This window comes from Pseudomonas sp. 20P_3.2_Bac5 (assembly GCF_025466035.1).
Lineage (GTDB): Bacteria > Pseudomonadota > Gammaproteobacteria > Pseudomonadales > Pseudomonadaceae > Aquipseudomonas.
In genome coordinates this window covers 44007-61550 of record NZ_JANLOA010000051.1, presented here as the reverse complement: position 1 = coordinate 61550, position 17544 = coordinate 44007, and the positions used below count along the sequence as shown (strand labels likewise).

General features: G+C 67.3%; 11 protein-coding genes. 9 read left to right on the top strand and 2 right to left on the bottom strand.

Annotated elements, in window-relative coordinates:
• Positions 1 to 16: 16 nt before the first annotated feature.
• The 8 genes from NTD88_RS08995 to NTD88_RS08960 all read left to right on the top strand — a co-directional run bounded on the left by NTD88_RS08995 (position 17) and on the right by NTD88_RS08960 (position 14030).
• Positions 17 to 3586 (top strand): alpha/beta fold hydrolase, encoded by a 3570-nt coding sequence (locus NTD88_RS08995; RefSeq protein ID WP_262155097.1) that lies wholly within the window; start codon positions 17 to 19, stop codon positions 3584 to 3586.
• Positions 3583 to 5079 carry a flavin-containing monooxygenase gene (locus tag NTD88_RS08990; protein WP_095158793.1) on the top strand — a complete coding sequence of 499 codons (1497 nt, stop codon included), beginning with the start codon at positions 3583 to 3585 and terminating at the stop codon, positions 5077 to 5079. The genes NTD88_RS08995 and NTD88_RS08990 overlap by 4 nt, the downstream gene beginning before the upstream one ends.
• Positions 5067 to 7844, top strand: coding sequence for a beta-ketoacyl synthase N-terminal-like domain-containing protein (locus tag NTD88_RS08985; RefSeq protein WP_262155096.1), 2778 nt, complete (start codon positions 5067 to 5069; stop codon positions 7842 to 7844). Before NTD88_RS08990 ends, NTD88_RS08985 begins: the two co-directional genes overlap by 13 nt.
• Positions 7841 to 9643, top strand: a complete 1803-nt coding sequence (locus NTD88_RS08980) for an acyltransferase domain-containing protein (RefSeq protein WP_262155095.1) — start codon at positions 7841 to 7843, stop codon at positions 9641 to 9643. The genes NTD88_RS08985 and NTD88_RS08980 overlap by 4 nt, the downstream gene beginning before the upstream one ends.
• Complete coding sequence (locus NTD88_RS08975; protein WP_262155094.1) at positions 9640 to 9912, top strand: acyl carrier protein; 273 nt, start codon at positions 9640 to 9642, stop codon at positions 9910 to 9912. The genes NTD88_RS08980 and NTD88_RS08975 overlap by 4 nt, the downstream gene beginning before the upstream one ends.
• Entirely contained in the window at positions 9905 to 11674 is a 1770-nt protein-coding gene (locus tag NTD88_RS08970) for a fatty acyl-AMP ligase (RefSeq protein ID WP_262155093.1), read from the top strand. Before NTD88_RS08975 ends, NTD88_RS08970 begins: the two co-directional genes overlap by 8 nt.
• Complete coding sequence (locus NTD88_RS08965) at positions 11661 to 12407, top strand: thioesterase II family protein (protein ID WP_262155092.1); 747 nt, start codon at positions 11661 to 11663, stop codon at positions 12405 to 12407. The genes NTD88_RS08970 and NTD88_RS08965 overlap by 14 nt, the downstream gene beginning before the upstream one ends.
• A gap of 147 nt (positions 12408 to 12554) precedes the next feature.
• Positions 12555 to 14030 (top strand): ricin-type beta-trefoil lectin domain protein, encoded by a 1476-nt coding sequence (locus NTD88_RS08960; RefSeq protein ID WP_262155091.1) that lies wholly within the window; start codon positions 12555 to 12557, stop codon positions 14028 to 14030.
• A gap of 115 nt (positions 14031 to 14145) precedes the next feature.
• Here the strand turns inward: NTD88_RS08960 and NTD88_RS08955 are convergent, their stop codons facing one another.
• A complete protein-coding gene (locus NTD88_RS08955; RefSeq protein WP_177454477.1) occupies positions 14146 to 14322 on the bottom strand; it encodes a DUF6021 family protein in 177 nt (58 codons plus the stop codon).
• A 135-nt stretch (positions 14323 to 14457) separates the two neighbouring features.
• Positions 14458 to 15333, bottom strand: a complete 876-nt coding sequence (locus NTD88_RS08950; protein ID WP_262155090.1) for an AEC family transporter — start codon at positions 15331 to 15333, stop codon at positions 14458 to 14460.
• Positions 15334 to 15829: 496 nt separating this feature from the next.
• Between NTD88_RS08950 and NTD88_RS08945 the strand changes: the two genes are divergently transcribed.
• Positions 15830 to 17518, top strand: coding sequence for a M64 family metallopeptidase (locus NTD88_RS08945; protein WP_262155089.1), 1689 nt, complete (start codon positions 15830 to 15832; stop codon positions 17516 to 17518).
• Positions 17519 to 17544: the final 26 nt, after the last annotated feature.

Below are 17544 nucleotides of genomic sequence, written 5' to 3'. Positions count from 1 at the left end.
TTCGCGAGGCTCGACCATGAACCAGCCGACCCACCTGCCCCCTGCCAACGAACTGAGCGCCCTTGACGCGCTGCGCCTGCTCGACAGCCTCGACACACCGCCGACGCTGGAAGCCCGCTTGCTGGAGGATCTGCGCGAACTGCTGCTGGGCGTACTGAAGATCGCCCCCGAAGACTTCTCGCCGACCCGGCCGCTGATGGACTACGGCCTGGACTCCATCGCCTCGACCGAAATCGGCACGCTGTTCACCCAACGATTCGGCATCACCGTCCCGCCGACGGTGTTCTTCGAGTTCCAGGATCTCCAGAGTTTCTGCGGGTATCTGCTGGCAGGTCACCGGCCACACCTGGAAAACCACTACAGATCACTGCCCCCTGTAGGAGCGAGCTTGCTCGCGAAGGACCGCAACGCGGTCCCAACTCCCGCCACAACAGACCCCAAACCTCAAAAACAAACGGTGATGCCAACTCCATTTGTCACCTCGGAAATCACGCCGTCCGGTTTTGGGGCCGCTTCGCAGCCCATCGCGAGCAAGCTCGCTCCTACAGAGGAAGAGGGGGTCGCCGCGTCTGGCGGTGCCGCCTTGTCAATCGAAGCCCTCTGGCAAGAATCCCCCCAACAGGAACCCACCCAATCCCTGCTCGATCACCACCTCCTCACCTGCCGCCAGGCCACTCGCATCCAGTTCCAGCGCCCCACCGCCCCGCGCCTGGAATGCGCCACTTACGGCCAGGGCACACCCGTCCTGCTGCTGGGCGGTTTGGTCATGCCGTACGACGTGATGTGGCGCCTGCAACTGCAGGCCCTCGGTGAACAGCACCGGCTGATCATGTTCCACCTGCCCGGCTGCGACGCAGCCGAGCTGCCGGACACCTTCGATATCGCGCACCTGGTCGCCGACCTCACCGACCTGCTCGACCAGCTCGGCATCAGCGCCCCGCTGCCGGTGATCGGCTACTCCTTCGGCGGCGTCCTCGCCCAGGCGTTCGCCCTCGCCCACCCCGAGCGCTGCGCCGGGCTGTGCATCACCGTCAGTTCGCCGTTCAGCGAAGGCGCGTCGAACTTCCCGGTGCTGATGCGCGAGCTGCAAAAGAGCCCGCGCTTCATGACCCTCAATCGCGGCTGGAACATGCCGGCGCTGCCGGCCTATCAACAGGTGATCGGCGATTTCGACCTGCGCCCGCGCCTGCCGGCACTGCGCTGTCCGTGCCGGATCATCTGCGGTAGCGACGACGCCTACCAGCCGCCCGCCTACTCGGCGCTGATCGCCGAGGCCATGCCCCACGCCGAGCTGATCGAAGTGGCCGGCGCCGGCCACCTGCTGGGCTTCACCCACCACGAACACTACAACCGCCTGCTGCTGGAATTCCTCACCGGACTGCCGGCTCCGGGCACTCCGACGCCACGTCCGCGCCCCGGGGTGTTCCAGCCGGCCAGCGCGCAGACCCTGGAAACCCTCAGCGACTATGTGCGTCAGGGCGACCAGGGCCATTGCGCGATTCTCTCGGCCCCCGCAGCGCAGACCGCGTTGCTGCTCAATCACCTGGGCCAGCGCGGCAAGCGCGAAGCCGGTGACTACCGCAGCTACTTTCTGACCTCGCTGGAAGAAGCCCTCGACGCCGCCCTGCGCGTGGCCCGCCACCACGCGCGCAATCGCACCCCGGACGGCGAGGCCGGGTTGTTGCTGGTGGATGCCAGCGGCTACTGGACGCGGTACTTCAACCCGCTGCAAGGCGCCGACGCGCAGGCGCTGGTCCCCGGCGTGCGGGTGGTCGCCAGCCTCGCCGAAGCGCGGACGCTGCTCGCCCGCCTGGGCCCGCAACAACTGGCGGCGGTGGCCTGTATCGAGGCCGCCGATGCCAGCCCGGACGCCTGCGATGCGCTGATCGCGCAGCTTGCCGGCAGCGGCATACTCAGTGTGTTCGTCGAACACTGCCGCGGGGCGGGCGACTGGTCGCTGGCGGCCCTGCGCGAAAGCCCGGATTTGCTGGTCTTCGGCGAAGGCATCAGCGGTTTCCAGGCGCCGCTCGGCGCGTGCCTGGTGCATGAGCGGGTGAAGAACCCCTGGCTGATGACGCCCAACGAAAGCTATGTGCGCCATGTGATGAGCAACTTCGGCCTGCCGCTGCGGCTGGCGGTCGAGCACCTGACGCAGCAGTTCGCCGGCGAGCTGCACGGCCCGCTGCTGCGTCAGTTGCGTCGTATCGAGTCGAGCAGCGAAGCCACCTTTCAAACGCACCTGCGCTACGGCAACAGCGGTTACGCCCGCATCGCCCGCATGTACGGCTTCGACGCGCGGTTCTACGAAGCCCATGGCGTGCGTTCGCGGCTGCGGGTGGATGGCGAACCGTCGCGGGACATCATCGATTGCTTCGTCAATGTCGGCACCTGCCCGCGCGGCCTCAACCCGGCGGATGTGGTCGAACAGGTGGCCGGCAAACACGACCCGCGCCACGACTACTGGGGCGAACTGACCCAATTGCTCGCCGAACAGACCGGCCTGCCCCTGGCGCTGCCGGCGTCGAGCACAGTCACGGCGGTGGAAGCGGCCCTGACCCTCGGCCTGCTCGGCGCGCCTGGCGAGCGCCGCAAGCTCCTTTGCTTCAGCGGCGGGCTGGGATTCTCGATGCTCAGCGCGGCGGCTTCGCGCAACGAAACCTTCGATATCTTCCGCCAGCCGTTCGAACCGCTGCATGCCAATACCCTGTTTATCGACCCGCAGGCGGCGGACGCGGAGGAGCAACTGCAAGCGCACCTGCTCAGCGGCGAGGTCGCGCTGGTCTGGTTCGAAACCCTGCAGGTCGACGCCAACGCTTCGCGGCCGATTCCGCCGGCATTGATCGCCCTGGTCGAACGCCACCGCGAGGCCGGTGGCTACCGGGTGGGCGTCGATGAAACCCAGACCAACCTCGCCACTGGCGACTTCCTGCACAGCCAGACGCAGGTGTCGCGGCCGGATATCGTCGCCCTCGGCAGCGCCCTGTGCGACAGCCTGCTGCCCATGGGCGTGGTGCTTTACCGCGAGGCGCTGGGGCAGCGCGCCGCGCAACGCCAGCCCGAACGCCTGCTGGATTTGCAGACCCGCGGGGTCAATCAGTTGTGCGCCCACCTGGCGCTCAATTGCCTGCGCGCCATCGCCCGCGACGCCGGCCTCGCCCACGCCCGCGACCAGGGCGAGTACTTCAAGCAGGGCCTGTTGGCGCTGCAACGGGAGTTCCCGTTGATCAGCGGCGTGCGCGGCGAAGGCCTGCTGCTCACCGTCGAACTGGACCTGCGCGACACCCCGGCCTTTGTCGAGCGCAGCTTCGGCTACCTGCTCTGGGGCAGCCTGCTGCGCGACCCGCAAGGTGGCGTCGCCGCCGCCGTGTGCCCGATCTACAACAACTGCCTGCGTTACCTGCCTCCGCTGACGATCGACCGCGACGCCATCGACCTGATGCTCGCCAACCTGCGCCGGGCCCTGGTCCGCGGCATCGATGGCGTGCTCCAGGACTGCGCCGTGCACAACCGGCGCCTGGGCGACTCGCGCACCGCCGACTTTCTCGCCGGGCTGATTCCGGCAAAAAAAAAAGGAGCCACGCTGTGACTGAGCACACCCGCGTCAACCCGTCGCGCCCCGCCGAACCCGGCGTGGCTTCCCTCCGTCCGTTGCAGGGCCGCGGGCCGATGGTCTGCATCATCGGCGCCGGGGTCGGCGGCCTGTCCATGGCCCGCGCGCTCAAGCGCAAGGGCATCGCCTTCGACTGCTTCGACCGCCGCGACCGTATCGGCGGCATCTGGGCCTTCGACCACAGCGGGCAGCACACCTCGGTGTGGCACAGCATGAACATGAACACGCCCAAGGGCCTGTACCAGTTCAGCGATTTCCCGATGCCCCGGCATTACCCGGACTTTCCCTCGCACCGCCAGGTGCACGCCTACCTGGACAGCTTCGTCGAGCACTTCGAGCTGCGTGATTCGATCCACCTCGACTGCCCGGTGCAACGCACCGAACGCCTGCCGGACGGTGTCTGGCGAGTGACCCTCGGCTCCGGCGAGGTCCGTCACTACGACGCCCTGGTGGTCGCCAACGGGCACCACAACACGCCCAACTTCCCCGACTACGCCGCCGACACCCGCATCGACGCCATCCACTCGCAGCAGTACCGCTACCGCCATGGCTACCAGGACAAGCAGGTGATGGTGGTCGGCGTCGGCAACAGCGGCGCGCAGATCGCCGTGGACGTCAGCCATGACGCGCGCATGACCTACCTGTCGCTGCGCCGCGGCGTCTACGTGCTGCCGCACTACCTGTTCGGCATCCGCATCGACAAGGTCATGGGCTGCCTGAATGACTGGTGGGTGAAGAAAATCCTGCCCTACCCGCTCAGCGGCCTGATGTTCACCGGCCTGTACAAGGCGCTGATCGCCAAGCGCAAGCAACTGGGCATGCCCAAGCCCGACCACCTGATGATGTCGAGCCTGCCGACCCTCTCGGAAAACTTCGCCAACCGCGTCGGCGACGGCAAGCTCAAGGTGGTGCCGCAGGTGCAGCGCATCGACGGCAACACCGTGCATTTCGTCGATGGCAGCCAGCTCGACGTGGACGCGGTGATCTACGCCACCGGCTACCACACCGACTTCCCGTTCCTGCCGGCCGAGCTGCTCAAGGTCGAGGAAAACCGCATCCCGCTGTTCCAGCGGATCTTCCTGCCGGAGGTGCCGAACCTGGCCTTTATCGGCCTGTTCCAGGCAGTGACCTGGGGCTTCCTCGACATGATGGAGCGCCAGGCCGAACTGACCGCCGACTACTTCGCCGGCCAGTACCTGCGCCCCGAGCCGGACAGCGAGCGCCAGCACATCGCCGCCGAGCGCAAGGTGATCGAGCGCGAATTCCTCGCCACGCCGCGCAACAACTACGAAATGCACGGCCCGACCTACCTGCACTACCTGGCCAAAGAGCTGCGCCAGGGCCGCGACCGCGCCACGGCCACCGGCAACGTCAGCCCGCTGCTGGTCCAGGCCTACGCGTACGACGCGCTGAGCGCGCTGGCCCAGCCGCAGGCGAGTGCCGTGGAGAGCGATCCATGCCAGGGATAAGCGCACCGGCCCTGGCCGTGGTCGGTATGTCCGGGCGTTTTCCCGGCGCCCCGGACCTGCGCGCGTTCTGGCACCTGCTGCGCGACGGCGGCGATGCCGTGCGCCAGGTGCCGGACGCGCGCTGGAACTGGCGCGACTACGACAGCGAACTGAATGCCGGCGAAGACACCAGCTATTGCCAGCGCGGCGGTTTCATCGAGCATGTCGACCGCTTCGACGGACGCTTCTTCGGCATCCTGCCCCGCGAAGCGCAGAGCATGGACCCGCAACAGCGGCTGTTCCTGCAATGCGCCTGGGCCGCGCTGGAAGACGCCGGCTACGCGCCGGCGCACCTGGCGCAGCGCCGGGTCGGGGTGTTCGTCGGGGTCGGCCACGCCGACTACCCGACGCTGATGCGCCGCGACGGCGTGCCCAGCGATGCCTGGCGCGGCACCGGCATCGCCCTCACCGCCATCGCCAACCGGGTGTCGTACTGCCTGGACCTGCACGGCCCCAGCGAAAGCATCGACACCGCCTGCTCCAGCTCGCTGGTGGCGCTGCACCGGGCCAGCCAGGCCCTGCGGGGCGGCGAGTGCGACGTGGCGATCGTCGGCGGGGTCAATTTGCTCCTCGGCCCCGAGCTGTTCATCGCCTTCGCCAAGGCCGGCATGCTCAGCCATGCCGGGCACTGCCAGACCTTCTCCGCCGACGCCGACGGCTATGTGCGCGGCGAAGGCGTCGCGGCGCTGGTGCTGACCTCGCTCGACGCGGCCCGGGCCAACGGCGACTACGTTTACGGCGAGGTGCTCGGCAGCGCGCAAAACCACGGCGGGCGGGCCCACAGCTTTACCGCGCCCAACCCCAAGGCGCAGAGCGAAGTGATCCAGCAAGCCTGGGCGCAGGCCGCTTATTCGCCACGCCAGGCGCGGCTGATCGAAACCCACGGCACCGGCACGCCGCTGGGCGATCCGATCGAAATCAACGCGCTGAAAAAGGCCGTGCCCGCGGGCGACGGCGCGCCGATCGTGCTGGGCGCGCTGAAAAGCCAGATCGGTCACCTGGAAGCCGCCGCCGGAATTGCCTCGGTGATCAAAAGCCTGCTGTGCCTGCACCACCGGCAACAGGTCGGCAACCTGCATCACCGCCAACTCAACCCGCAGATCAACCTCGACGACAGCCCCTTCCAGCTCGCCAGCGGCACCGCCGCGCTGGCGCAAAACCCAGGCGAGCCGCTGCTGGCGGGGGTCAGCGCGTTCGGCTTTGGCGGGGTCAACGCCCATGTGGTGTTGCGCGCCGCCGCCGCGCCCGAGCTGGCGAACGCTGACGACCAACCGTGCCTGATCCTGCTGTCGGCCAAGGACGACGCCGGCCTGCGCGCCCGCGCCCGCCAGTTGCTCGACGCCTTCGCCGAGACTGGCGCGGCGGGCAACGCGGCACTGCGCCAGGCCGTGCTCGAACGCCTGCGCGACCTGCTCGGGCTGATGCCGACAAGCGACACCGCGCCGACCCGGCTGGCGGCCTTGAATGTCGACGCCGGCTACTTCGTCGGCTGCCTGGAGCAAGTGCTCGACGCCCTGCAACTGGACGTGCCGATCGACGCCTGGCGCGGCGCGGTGAGTCTTGAAGAGGTGGCGCAGCGGCTGGCCACCGAAGCCCAGCCCCAAGCGCCCGCCGAACCGCGCCTCGACAGCTTTGCCGCCCTGCCCGCCGCGCACCTGGCCAACGCCAGCCTCGCCAGTATCGCCCGCACCCTGCAGGAGGGCCGCGACGCCATGCCCAAACGCCTCGCGTTCGTCGCCGACAGTCGCGATCAGTTGTTCCAGCGCCTGCGCGATTTCCTCGACGGTCATCACCACGGGCTGCTGTGCAGCGTCGCCGGAACAGCCGTCGCCGCCCCGACAGGCGCCGGGCAACTGGCGCAGTGGGCCGCGCATTGGGCCAGCAGCAAAGTGCCCAGCCCGGACTGGGCCAGCGTGTACGGCGAACGGCCGCGCCCCGCCAAGATCCCGCTGCCGGCTTATCCCTGGCGCCTGGAGCGGGTCTGGTACACCCCGGCGTTCACTGCGGCGTCGCGGGCCACGCCGAACGCGGCGCAGGCCTGGCTCGCGACGTGGGAAAACGCGACCGCCCTGCCCGGCTCGGTCATGGCGCTGGCCGGACTGATCGGCCAGGCGCTACGGCAGAATCCTGTTGAAGCGCTGGCCTGGCGCGACCTGCGCTTCGGCCCGCCGCAAGAGTTGGACAGCACCGAGACGCTGCGCTTCACCCTGGCCGAGCCGTACTGGCAGGTCAGCCAGGGCGAGCAGGTGTTGCTGCAAGTGCAACGCAGCGAGCCGGCGCCGATGCCCGCCGCGCTGCAACCCCAGGCCGGCACCACCACTCTGGCGGCCAAGGCGTTGTATGCCAGCCTCGCCGAACAGGGCCTGGGCTACAGCGCCATCGGCCGCGCCCTGCAAGACCTGCGCAGCACGCCGAACAGCCTGCACGCCAGCCTCGCCTTCGGCTGCCAGGGCGTGGATGACTTGCCGTTCTGGGCGGCGCTGCTGGCCAGCCTGTGCGCCGCGCCGGCAGTGCTCGGCCAGGCGCCGACGCCGTGCCTGCCGTTCAGCATTCGCCAGTTAGCCCTCGATCCCGAGGCGCTGCCCGGCGCCCGGCACCTGGGCATCGTCCGCCACGCTGACGAATTCGCCGTCAGCCTGAGCAACGCCGATGGCCGCTGCGTCCTGCGCCTGGAGGGCCTGGCGATGCGCGCCATTGCGCGGGCTCTAAGCCGGGTGAGCGCATGAACGCCTGGCTGTTCCAGGGCCAGGGCAGCCAGCGCAAGGGCATGGGCGCAGCGCTGTTCCCGCGCTTTCCGGCGCTGGTGGCCGAGGCCGACCGGGTGCTCGGTTATTCCATCGAGCGCCTGTGCCTGGAAGACCCCGACCAGCACCTGAACCAGACCCGCTACACCCAGCCGGCCATCTATGTGGTGTCCTGGCTGGGCTGGCTGGCGGCGCGGGAAGACGGCGCCACGGCGCAGTTCGCCGCCGGCCACAGCGTCGGCGAATATGCCGCGCTGACCGCCGCCGGGGTGCTGGATTTCGTCCTCGGCCTGCGCATCGTCGTCGAGCGCGCGCGGCTGATGGCCGAGGTCGAGGACGGTGGGCTGGTGGCGGTGCTCGGCCACGATGAGCAGCAGGTCCGCCACCTGCTGGCGGAGCTGCCGGACAGCGGCCTGGCCATCGCCAACATCAACAGCCCGCGGCAGATCATCGTCGGCGGCGCGCACACCGCCCTCGACCACCTGCTGACGCTGTCCGCCGGCCGGGGGATCCGCGCCCTGGCGCTGAAGGTCAGCGGGCCGTTCCACACGCCGCACATGGCGGCGGCGGAGCGCGGGTTCCGCGAGTTCCTGCGCAGCGTCAGCCACCAGTTTCGCGAGCCGGCGTTCCCGGTGATCGCCAATATCGACGCCCGCCCGCACCGCCGCGACGGCCTGGTGGATGCCCTTTCGCGCCACCTCAGCCACCCGGTGCAATGGCAACAGGTGGTGCAACACCTGCTGGGCGCCGGCGTCGAGGAATTCATCGAAATCGGCCAGCCGCCGATCCTCGCCGGCATGCTCAAGGACATCCGCGAGCACGCGCCGATCCCGCCGCCACCGCCGCGAGCGGTGCGCGAACGCCCGCTGCTGGTGGCGGCGCTGCCCCCGGACCTCGGCGGCGAAGCGCTGCTGCTCGAACTCGCCCGCCACGGCGCCATGGGCCTGCTGGACGCCGATGATCTGGATGATGCGCGCCTGCGTGAAACCCTGGAGCGCTACAACGCCAACCCGCGTTTGCGCGGCCGCTTTGGCGTCCGCCTCGGCGGTACGGCGCGGCTGGCCGAGGTCGCCGGGCTGGGCATCGGTTGTATCGAAATCGCCGCCCACCAGTTGACCGCGCAATTGCGCGAACGCTGGCCGGCGGTGCACTGGCTGGTGCGCCTGGAACACCAATGCGACCTCGATGCCGGCCTCGCCCACGCCGACGCCTTGCTGATCGCCGCCGACCACCACCTGCCGCTGTTGCTGGAAGCCCTGGCCCGGCGCGAACGCCAGATTCGTCGCCCGCTGATCGGCGCTGCGGGCCTGATTGGCAGCGCCAGCAGTGCCCGGGCGATGTTCGAATTGGGGGTGGATTTCATCGCCCCCGGCGCGGTGTTCCTGCTCGCCGCCGAGGCCGCCGTGTCGGCGTCATGCCAGCAGCAATTGGCGCGAATGGATCGCCAGGCGCACCAGTGGCTGAGCGACTGGCGCTACCCCGAGCTGCACAGCCGCAGCCAAGGCTACGTGCTCGACCGCGCCGCCCAGGCACAAAACGAGATCGCCCAGGCTTTCTACCTGAGCGACGACGGCGACAGTGGCGAAGGCCGGCGCGCCCTGCACGCGCGCATGCAAAACACAGCGCGCGAGGCGCACTTGCGCGGCGATGCCTCGCTCTGGCTGTTCAACCACTGGCGCCGGCAGCACGCCCCGGACCTCGCGGTTCCCTTACCCGCGGCACAGTTGCTCGACTTGCTGTGCCCCGTTGCCAACGACGCACCTTCAAGGACACGCCCATGAGCCTGACCGAACGCCTGCAAACCCATATCAGTGACTTCATCTGCAAGGAAGCGGACCTGCCGGAAGACGAGATCGACCTGCACACGCCGCTGGGCGCCCTGGGCGTCGGTTCGCTGGTCGGCACCCGCCTGATCGGCAGCCTCGAAGAACACTTCGGCGTGCGCCTGTGGCCGACCCTGGTCTTCGAACACCCGAGCATCAGCGAACTGGCGGCGGCCATCGCCGAGATCGTCAGCCAGGCCAACCGCGAGGAATCCGCGCATGTTTGACAAGACCTGCCTGAGCCCCCAGGAACTGGCCTCGGCCACCGGCAGCCTGGCGATCCACGACAGCCTCGCGCTGCGCGCGCGCCTGCACCCGGACAAAGTGCTGTTCACCCTGCTCGACGACAACGGCGAGGAACAGCAGCGCCTGACCTACCGGCAACTGCTCGGCCGCGCCAGCGCCATCGCCCGCCAGTTGGGCGAGCACAGCCAGCCGGGCGAACGCATCGCGCTGTTCTTTCCGCAGGGGCTGGAATTCATCGCCAGCTTCCTCGCCTGCCTGATGGCCGGACGCATCGCCGTGCCGGTCAACCTGCCGACCCGGCGCCGGGTCGAGCGCTGCCTGAAGATCCTCGACGACAGCGGCAGCCGCCTGCTGCTGGTGGCCGACAGCGAACGCGCGGCGCTGCACCAGGCGTTCGCCGGCAGCGCCGCGGCGGACCTGGCAATGCTCAGCCCGACCGGCGCCTGCGACGCCGACGTGCAGTGGTCGCGCCCGGACGACCGCGACCCGCAGCACATCGCCTTCCTGCAGTACACCTCCGGCTCCACCTCGGCGCCCAAGGGGGTGATGGTCAGCCACGCCAATATCAGCGCCAATTTGCGCATGATGCGCGACGCCTGGGCGCTGGATCACACCAGCGACTTCGTCACCTGGCAGCCGCATCACCACGACATGGGGCTGATCCTCGGCCAGTTGCTGCCCATCGTGCTGGGCAACCACACGGTGATCATGGCGCCCTCGACCTTCGTCCGGCAGCCGCTGATCTGGCTGCAGGCGATCGCCCGCTACAAGGCGCGGCTGGCCGGCGGCCCGAACTTCGCCTACAACCTCGCCGTGGAACGCTACGACGCCCGGCGCCTGGAGGGCCTCGACCTGTCGAACTGGAGCCACGCCCTCAACGGCGCCGACGTGGTCCGCCCGGCCAGCCTGCAACGTTTCGCCGAGTGCTACAGCGCCCACGGCTTTTCCGCCAATGCCTTCCTGCCCTGCTACGGACTCGCCGAGGCCACCCTGTTCGTCAGCGGCGGCCCCCACGGCCAGCCAGTGCGCTCGGTGCAGGCCGACCCGCTGACCCTGGCCGTGGAACAGCGCCTCAGCGCACCGGCCGACCCGGCCGCGACCCAGGTTCTGGTGGGCTGTGGAGAGCCGTCGTGGGAAGTGCAGGTGGCGGTGGTCGACCCGGCCACGCGGCAGCGCCGCGAGGCGGGACGCATCGGTGAAATCTGGCTGCGCGGCCCGGCCATCGCCAGCGGCTACTGGCAGAACCCCGAGGCCACCGAGGCCGGTTTCCGCGCCCGGCTCGACGACGGCAGCGAACACACCTGGCTGCGCACCGGCGACCTCGGTTTCGTCGAGGAACAGGACCGCCAGGTGTACATTTGCGGCCGGCTCAAGGACCTGATCATCTGCGAAGGGCGCAACCTGCACCCGGAAGACATCGAGCACACCGTGATCGAAGCCCTGAAGGACGTGCGCCCGCAAAGCTGCGCGGTGTTCAGCCACGACAACGCAGAGCAGCGCCAGACCATCGTCGCCGCCATCGAACTCAACCGCGAAATCAAGCGCTGGCTGCAAGACAACCCGCGCCAGCTCAAGGCCGCGGTGCGCAGCGCGGTGGTGGACAACCACGGCATCACCCTCAATCGCATCGTCTTCGTCCAGCCCACTAGCATCCACAAGACCACCAGCGGCAAGATCCAGCGCGGCAAGATGCGCCAGCTCTACCTCGCGGCGGAACTGGACTTGCTCAATGAAGCCGGCTGAACCGGCGCTGGTGCAGTGGCTGAGCGACGCCGCGGCGCCGCTCAGCCTGGTCTGTTTTCACTGCGCCGGCGGCAGCGCGCAAAGCTTCTTCCCGTGGAAGAAACCGGCGGCCGGGCTGTGCGAGTTGTACGCGGTGGAACTGCCAGGCCGCGCCCGCCGCCTGCGCGAACCCTTCGCCCGCTCGGTGGACGCGCTGGCCGAGCAGTTCGCCGAACAATGCCGCGCGCTGCCAGACAAACCCCTGGTGCTGTTCGGCCACAGCCTCGGCGCCCTGCTCGCCTACGAAACCGCGCGGCGCTTGCTGGCCGAGGGCGAGCGGCGGCCGGTGGCGCTGCTGGTGTCATCGCGGCAGAGCCCGGACTGGCTGCCGGCATGCGCCGGCTTGCCGGAACTCAATGACCAGGCCCTGCGCGACTACCTCAGCGACCTCTCCGGTACCCCGCGCGAAGTGCTGGAAAACCGGGCGATGATGGACATCGCCGTGCCGATCCTGCAGGCGGACCTGACGTTGCTCCTCGACTACCGGCACCAGCATCCGCGTCCGCTGGACATTCCCGTGCGGGTGTTTGGCGCCATCGATGATCCGCAGGTGGGGTATGAATCCCTGGTGGCGTGGGAGCGGGTCAGCAGTGGGGACTTCCGCCTGCGCATGATCGAAGGGGGGCATTTTGCGGTGATGGAGGAGATGGGGTGGGTGTTGCGGGCGTTGGAGCAGAAGTCTGAAGACCAGTAATTACAAGGTATTAGTCGATATAGACACTGCCGGTTTACTTGAGGGCCAAGACACCGGGATCTATATATGTGAAAGGGGTTCCTTAAGTTTGCGTTAGGCATTCCTGAACTTTCATGAGTTGTTTCACTCATCGAACAGGACACTATCGTGAACAGATCAAAACTGCGAATTCGCTTCGCGGGCATCGTGTTGTTGCTCGGGTTCTCACTGGCGTGCGCGGAATCCGGAGCCGCTTCCGAAACCGTTGCTACCGTCTCTACCCCGCGTGAACGCGGCCACTTTCTGGACGTTCCGGCGCTGCTCGAAAACCGTGCCGAGGCCAAGACCTCGCCACTGCTCGCGGGCGTCAAAGCACCGAAACTGGAACCTCGGACATCGCTGCCGGGCTATCACCTCAGCAGCGCCAATCTCGTTCGCAATGGGGACGAGCCAGACGGTTTCCTCGTGATCGTGAACCGCGACGACGGCAGCTTCCTTGCCTTGGTCAACACCTCGAACCGCAGCGGCATCGTGCTCGGCCACGCGGACGGCACACAGACCTTTAATGAGCAGAAGAAACAGGACTATCTGAAAGACGACACGCTGCTCGACCCGCAGGAGCAAGTCAGGGCCGATGCCCAGAAAGAACCGCTGGATAACCGCAACGGCGAGACCCAGATAACCGTGCTGATGGGTTATTCACGCGCCGCTGCCGATTACGTGGGTGACACGACAGCCCATACACTGGCGCAGTTAGAAACCGTGAATTTAGGCCTGAGGAACTCCGGCGTGACGGGCGTCAGGCTGGTCGTGGGAGAGATCGCCTTGACCCCGACCAACCATCCAGTGACCGGCGAAACCCTCTCATCGCTGGCTTCAATATTTCCCAATTACTCACGGTCCAGTCTGGTGGCTGGCTTTTTCATGCCCACCGAGCAAGACACGGCCGTTGGATGGGGATCAAAACCCGGTCGGTACACCGTCAATGACGTTACCGACGTGAAGGTTTTTCGCCATGAAGTCGGCCATAACGCCTCGGGTAGCCATTGCAATGAAGGTCAGGACGGCTATGCGTTTGGCCACTCGGATGGGACGTACCGCACCATCCTCTGCGGCAACGACCTGCCGTATTACTCGACGCCGAACCGCTCCATAAACGGTGCCCCCCTGGGTAACGCCAAAACCGCCGACATGGCCCGGGTGTGGCTACAGCAGGCTTCCATGATGGCCTCTTACAATGGGCAGTCTCGAGCGTTCCAGATTCAAAGCCTGGACAATACGTCTATGTGCGTGGACTCCCACGGGCTATCCGGGGAGACAACGGTAGGGCTCTGGGGATGCGACAAGAACAACCCCAATCAGCAATGGGTGCAAGTACAGGCGGGAAACAAGGTCTTGATCCGGCTGAAGGCCAATCAGACGCTTTGCCTGGCCAAAGGCAATGAGGGTCTGATCAGGGATGTGGTGCTTAGAATGTGTCACGAAGGCTATGCTTGGGAGGAAATTGCAGCCCAGTTCAGAACCTTGGGCAATCAGGAATATCTTTACTTGAACAGAACAACCACCAATACGCTCAAAGCCGACGCAGCTGGCAGCGGTATGCCTGGATCCCGGTGGCGGATACTGAACCTGACAACGCCTTGACCAGCGCCATGCGATAACGCCTCAGCACACGTGGCGACCCTGCCGGGTCCGGGTGGCTGAGGCGAGCGTCATGAAAGTCCGCCGTGCGTCGCGCTGCCAGCGCGCGCATGGCGGTTCAGTCGTGCTTGCCGCTCTGGTTGCCCGGCCCGCCAAGCGGTGCCTTGGCCGGGCCGGCTGGATCGACCTGGGGATCGTCGAGGTCCGGGGAATCCGGGTCGAAGCCCGGGTCGTCGTTGCCGCTGGAATGTTCCGAAGAATGCGGGCCTTGGTCGTCGCTCGGTTTGTCGTGCATGGCGTGACTCCTGTGTGTGGGTACAGGGTTAGGTCGCCTCGCGGACGCAGACGTTCAGTCGATTTTGCCAGGCGGTCAGGTGGCGGACTCAACGCCGGGAGAAAGTCAGTGAGTGATTGAGGGTCCGCGCGGGCCCTACATCCACCCCGCCAACACCACCGGCAGCCACACGAACGACAGCACCGTCGAGCACATCACCACATTCGCCACCTGCTCCGGCGCGCGGTTGGCACGCACCGCCAGCAGGTAGTTGAACACCGCCACCGGCATCGCCGACTGCATGACCAGCACGGCGTGGGCCAGGTGATCGAGGTCGAGCAGCGCGCCGATGCCCCAGCCGACCCCGGCACCGATGACGATGCGCAGGGCGCCGATCAGCATGCCGCTGCCGATGTGCTGCGGACGGATGCTGGCCAGCGACACGCCGAGGGTCAGCAGCATCAGCGGGATGGTCATGCCGCCCAGCAGGTCGACGGTGTTGCCCAGCCAGCGCGGCAGTTCAAGATCGAAGAAGATCACCGGCAATGCCAGCGCCAGGCTGATAACGATCGGATTTTTCAGCAGTGCGCGGAACGAGGCGACGCCACCGGACAGGGCGATACCGAGGGTGAAGTGAAAGCTCGACAGGGTCAGGAAAAACGCCACCGCCAGGGCCAGGCCCTGCTCGCCGAAGGCGTACAGCGCCACCGGCAAGCCCATGTTGCCGGTGTTGGGAAACATGAACGCCGGCATCAGCACCCGCCAGTGCTGGCGAAAGGCACGGCTGACCGCATAGCCCACCGCCGCCATGGCGACCATGCACAGCACACAGGCCAGGGCCATGCTGGTGAAGGCGGCGGAGTCGAGCCGGGTCCGGTGCAAGGTGGACAACACCAGCGACGGCGTGCCGACGGTCATCACCAGGCTGGCGATGAAATCCGTGGGATAGGCATGGCCCTTGCGCGCCCAGATAAAGCCGATACCGGCCACGATAAAGACCGGCGCCAGAACGGCGAACAGCGAAGCCAGCATGCGGCGTTTCCTTTGCGAAAAGCGGCCATGCTAGAAGCCCCGGGGCAGCGGGTGCAAGGACCGCAGCTTGAGGCGTTGGCTGTATGGCGTCTGCCGGTGGCGCTTCAGGGGGCTTGAGATCGAGCGCCGCGCGGGCGGCGCTCGATCTCCAGAGCGCAGAAAAACCGTCGGCACGCACCGGGCGGCCTCGACTCAATCTCCCCAACCACCACCGACAACTGAACATTCACCGCCAAACGCCCTGCTATGCACACAAAGCTTTGATCCGGGTCAGCGATAAGCACGCCAGATGTGCTAGCCCGTCAATCCGCACGCCAGCGCTCTACCACCGGCTTTTTAGCCAAAAAAAGCAGTGAAACGGCCATCTTGTATCCATGAAATTTTTCTGAACAGCCTTGACGGGCGCTCAAACGCGATAGCAGGATGCCGCCACCGAAGTAAAACAATTCGCGTTTGCCAGTAAGAATTTTCGACCTTATGGATGAGGGTGATTCGAATGGATTCGTCGTGCACGAAAATCGTCGACAACGGTGACGATGGCAAACGCTTCATCATCGCGATCACCGGCGATGGCTTTACCTCCTTGCAGCTCGCCGGCTTCCACCAGGCAGTGGCCACGTTGCTCGCTGGCCTCAGCGACATCATCCCGATCTCCTGGCGCCTGAGCGACGCAATCAACGTCTACATGATCGATACCGTCTCGGCGGCGTCGGGCATTGGCTCGGGCACCGGTTGCGGTACGCCGGTCACGGTGAACAACGCCTTGGGCACGGTGTCCTGTGCCGACGGCAATTCCAGCAGTTGCATCGCGGCCTCCCCCAGTCTGGTGAACGCCGCGCTGAACGCTGCCGGGATCACCTGGCACCTGGCGGTGGTCATCGCCAACACCGGCGTGGCCGGCGGCAGTTTCGGCGGCAACCAGTGCACCCTGACCCTGGACAGCGGCAACGTCGCGCTGCTGGCCCGGGCCATCGCCCAACTGGCGGCCGGGCTCGGCGTCGAGTACGCCGCCCAGCCCGGCACATACACGGACATCGAGCCCAGCAGCCCCAACCTCACCACCAACCTCGCCGCCGCCACGCTGAAGTGGGCGCAGTACCTCACCCCCGGCTACACCGCCCTGCCCTCCAACCCGTCGGCCAGCGGCTGGCAACCGTGGATGGTCGGCGCCTTCGAGGGCGGCGGCAATTACGCCCAGGGCATCTACCGGCCAAGCCAGAACTGCCTGATGCGCGACCCCGCCGCCGACTTCTGTCTGGTTTGCTACAACGAACTGCTCAATTCCTTCGCGCCCTATCACCAGACCACCGGACTGTCCTGGCTGGCCAGCCAGAACGGGCTCGGCGCCTGGTCGGCGGTGAAAGCAGTGTCCGCACCGGTGCAGCCTGCGCCGATCCAGGCATTGGCGACCACCAGCCTGGCCAGCCGGCTCTACGTGTTCACCCTGGCCAACGGCGTGATCGGTCACAACTCCGCCACCGTGGTCGGCAACTGGGAAAGCCTGCAACCGATCCCGCTGGCCAGCGGCAACATGGGCGTGCCCACCGATATCGCCGCCACACTCGCCGGGGCGGTAGTGGTCGTCACGGCGTTGTCCGGCAGCCAGGTCTGGCTCGCCAGCCAGCCTTCTGGCGCCGCCTGGAGTGCGTTCTCGGCCATCAGCTCGACCGGCCTGCCCGCCGGCTGCACCCGCGTCGCCTGCGCGGTGGCAAACGGTCAGTTGTTCGTGTTCGCCTCGGGCAGCAAGGGCATCTGGCTGAGTGTGCGCAACGGCGCCAATACCTGGGACGCCAAGTGGAGCGAAGTCACTTCGCAACTGGGCCTGAGCAACGGCTCGGCGATCGACTGCCTCGCCGCCGGCGCTGCGGTGCAAGGCCAGTTCATCCATGTGTTCGCCGCCCAAGGCACCACGCTCAAGCACGTCAAGGTCACCAGCGCACGGCAGTGGCAGGGCCTGGAGGACGTCCGCAGCAGCGGCCTGGTTCCGGCCCTCGACCTGAACTGCGCCGTGCGCGACGAAGCCTCGGTGTTTCTCACCGCCGCCACCCGCAATGGCCCGGTTGGCGCCACGCGCAATGCCGTGGCCTGGCCAGCGGCAGCCACGACCCTATCCGCTTTGCCAAACACGGTCAGCCGTGTCTCGGCAGGCATCCTGTCCGGCACGCTTCTGGCCGCGGCATCCTGACCCACCCACACAGCAAGGCCATCATG

Coding starts and splice junctions, on each gene's coding strand:
- NTD88_RS08970 (WP_262155093.1), top strand. CDS start 9,905: ATGTTTGACAAGACCTGCCTGAGCCCCCAGGAACTGGCCTCGGCCACC.
- NTD88_RS08975 (WP_262155094.1), top strand. CDS start 9,640: ATGAGCCTGACCGAACGCCTGCAAACCCATATCAGTGACTTCATCTGC.
- NTD88_RS08950 (WP_262155090.1), bottom strand. CDS start 15,333: ATGCTGGCTTCGCTGTTCGCCGTTCTGGCGCCGGTCTTTATCGTGGCC.
- NTD88_RS08965 (WP_262155092.1), top strand. CDS start 11,661: ATGAAGCCGGCTGAACCGGCGCTGGTGCAGTGGCTGAGCGACGCCGCG.
- NTD88_RS08985 (WP_262155096.1), top strand. CDS start 5,067: ATGCCAGGGATAAGCGCACCGGCCCTGGCCGTGGTCGGTATGTCCGGG.
- NTD88_RS08955 (WP_177454477.1), bottom strand. CDS start 14,322: ATGCACGACAAACCGAGCGACGACCAAGGCCCGCATTCTTCGGAACAT.
- NTD88_RS08945 (WP_262155089.1), top strand. CDS start 15,830: ATGGATTCGTCGTGCACGAAAATCGTCGACAACGGTGACGATGGCAAA.
- NTD88_RS08980 (WP_262155095.1), top strand. CDS start 7,841: ATGAACGCCTGGCTGTTCCAGGGCCAGGGCAGCCAGCGCAAGGGCATG.
- NTD88_RS08995 (WP_262155097.1), top strand. CDS start 17: ATGAACCAGCCGACCCACCTGCCCCCTGCCAACGAACTGAGCGCCCTT.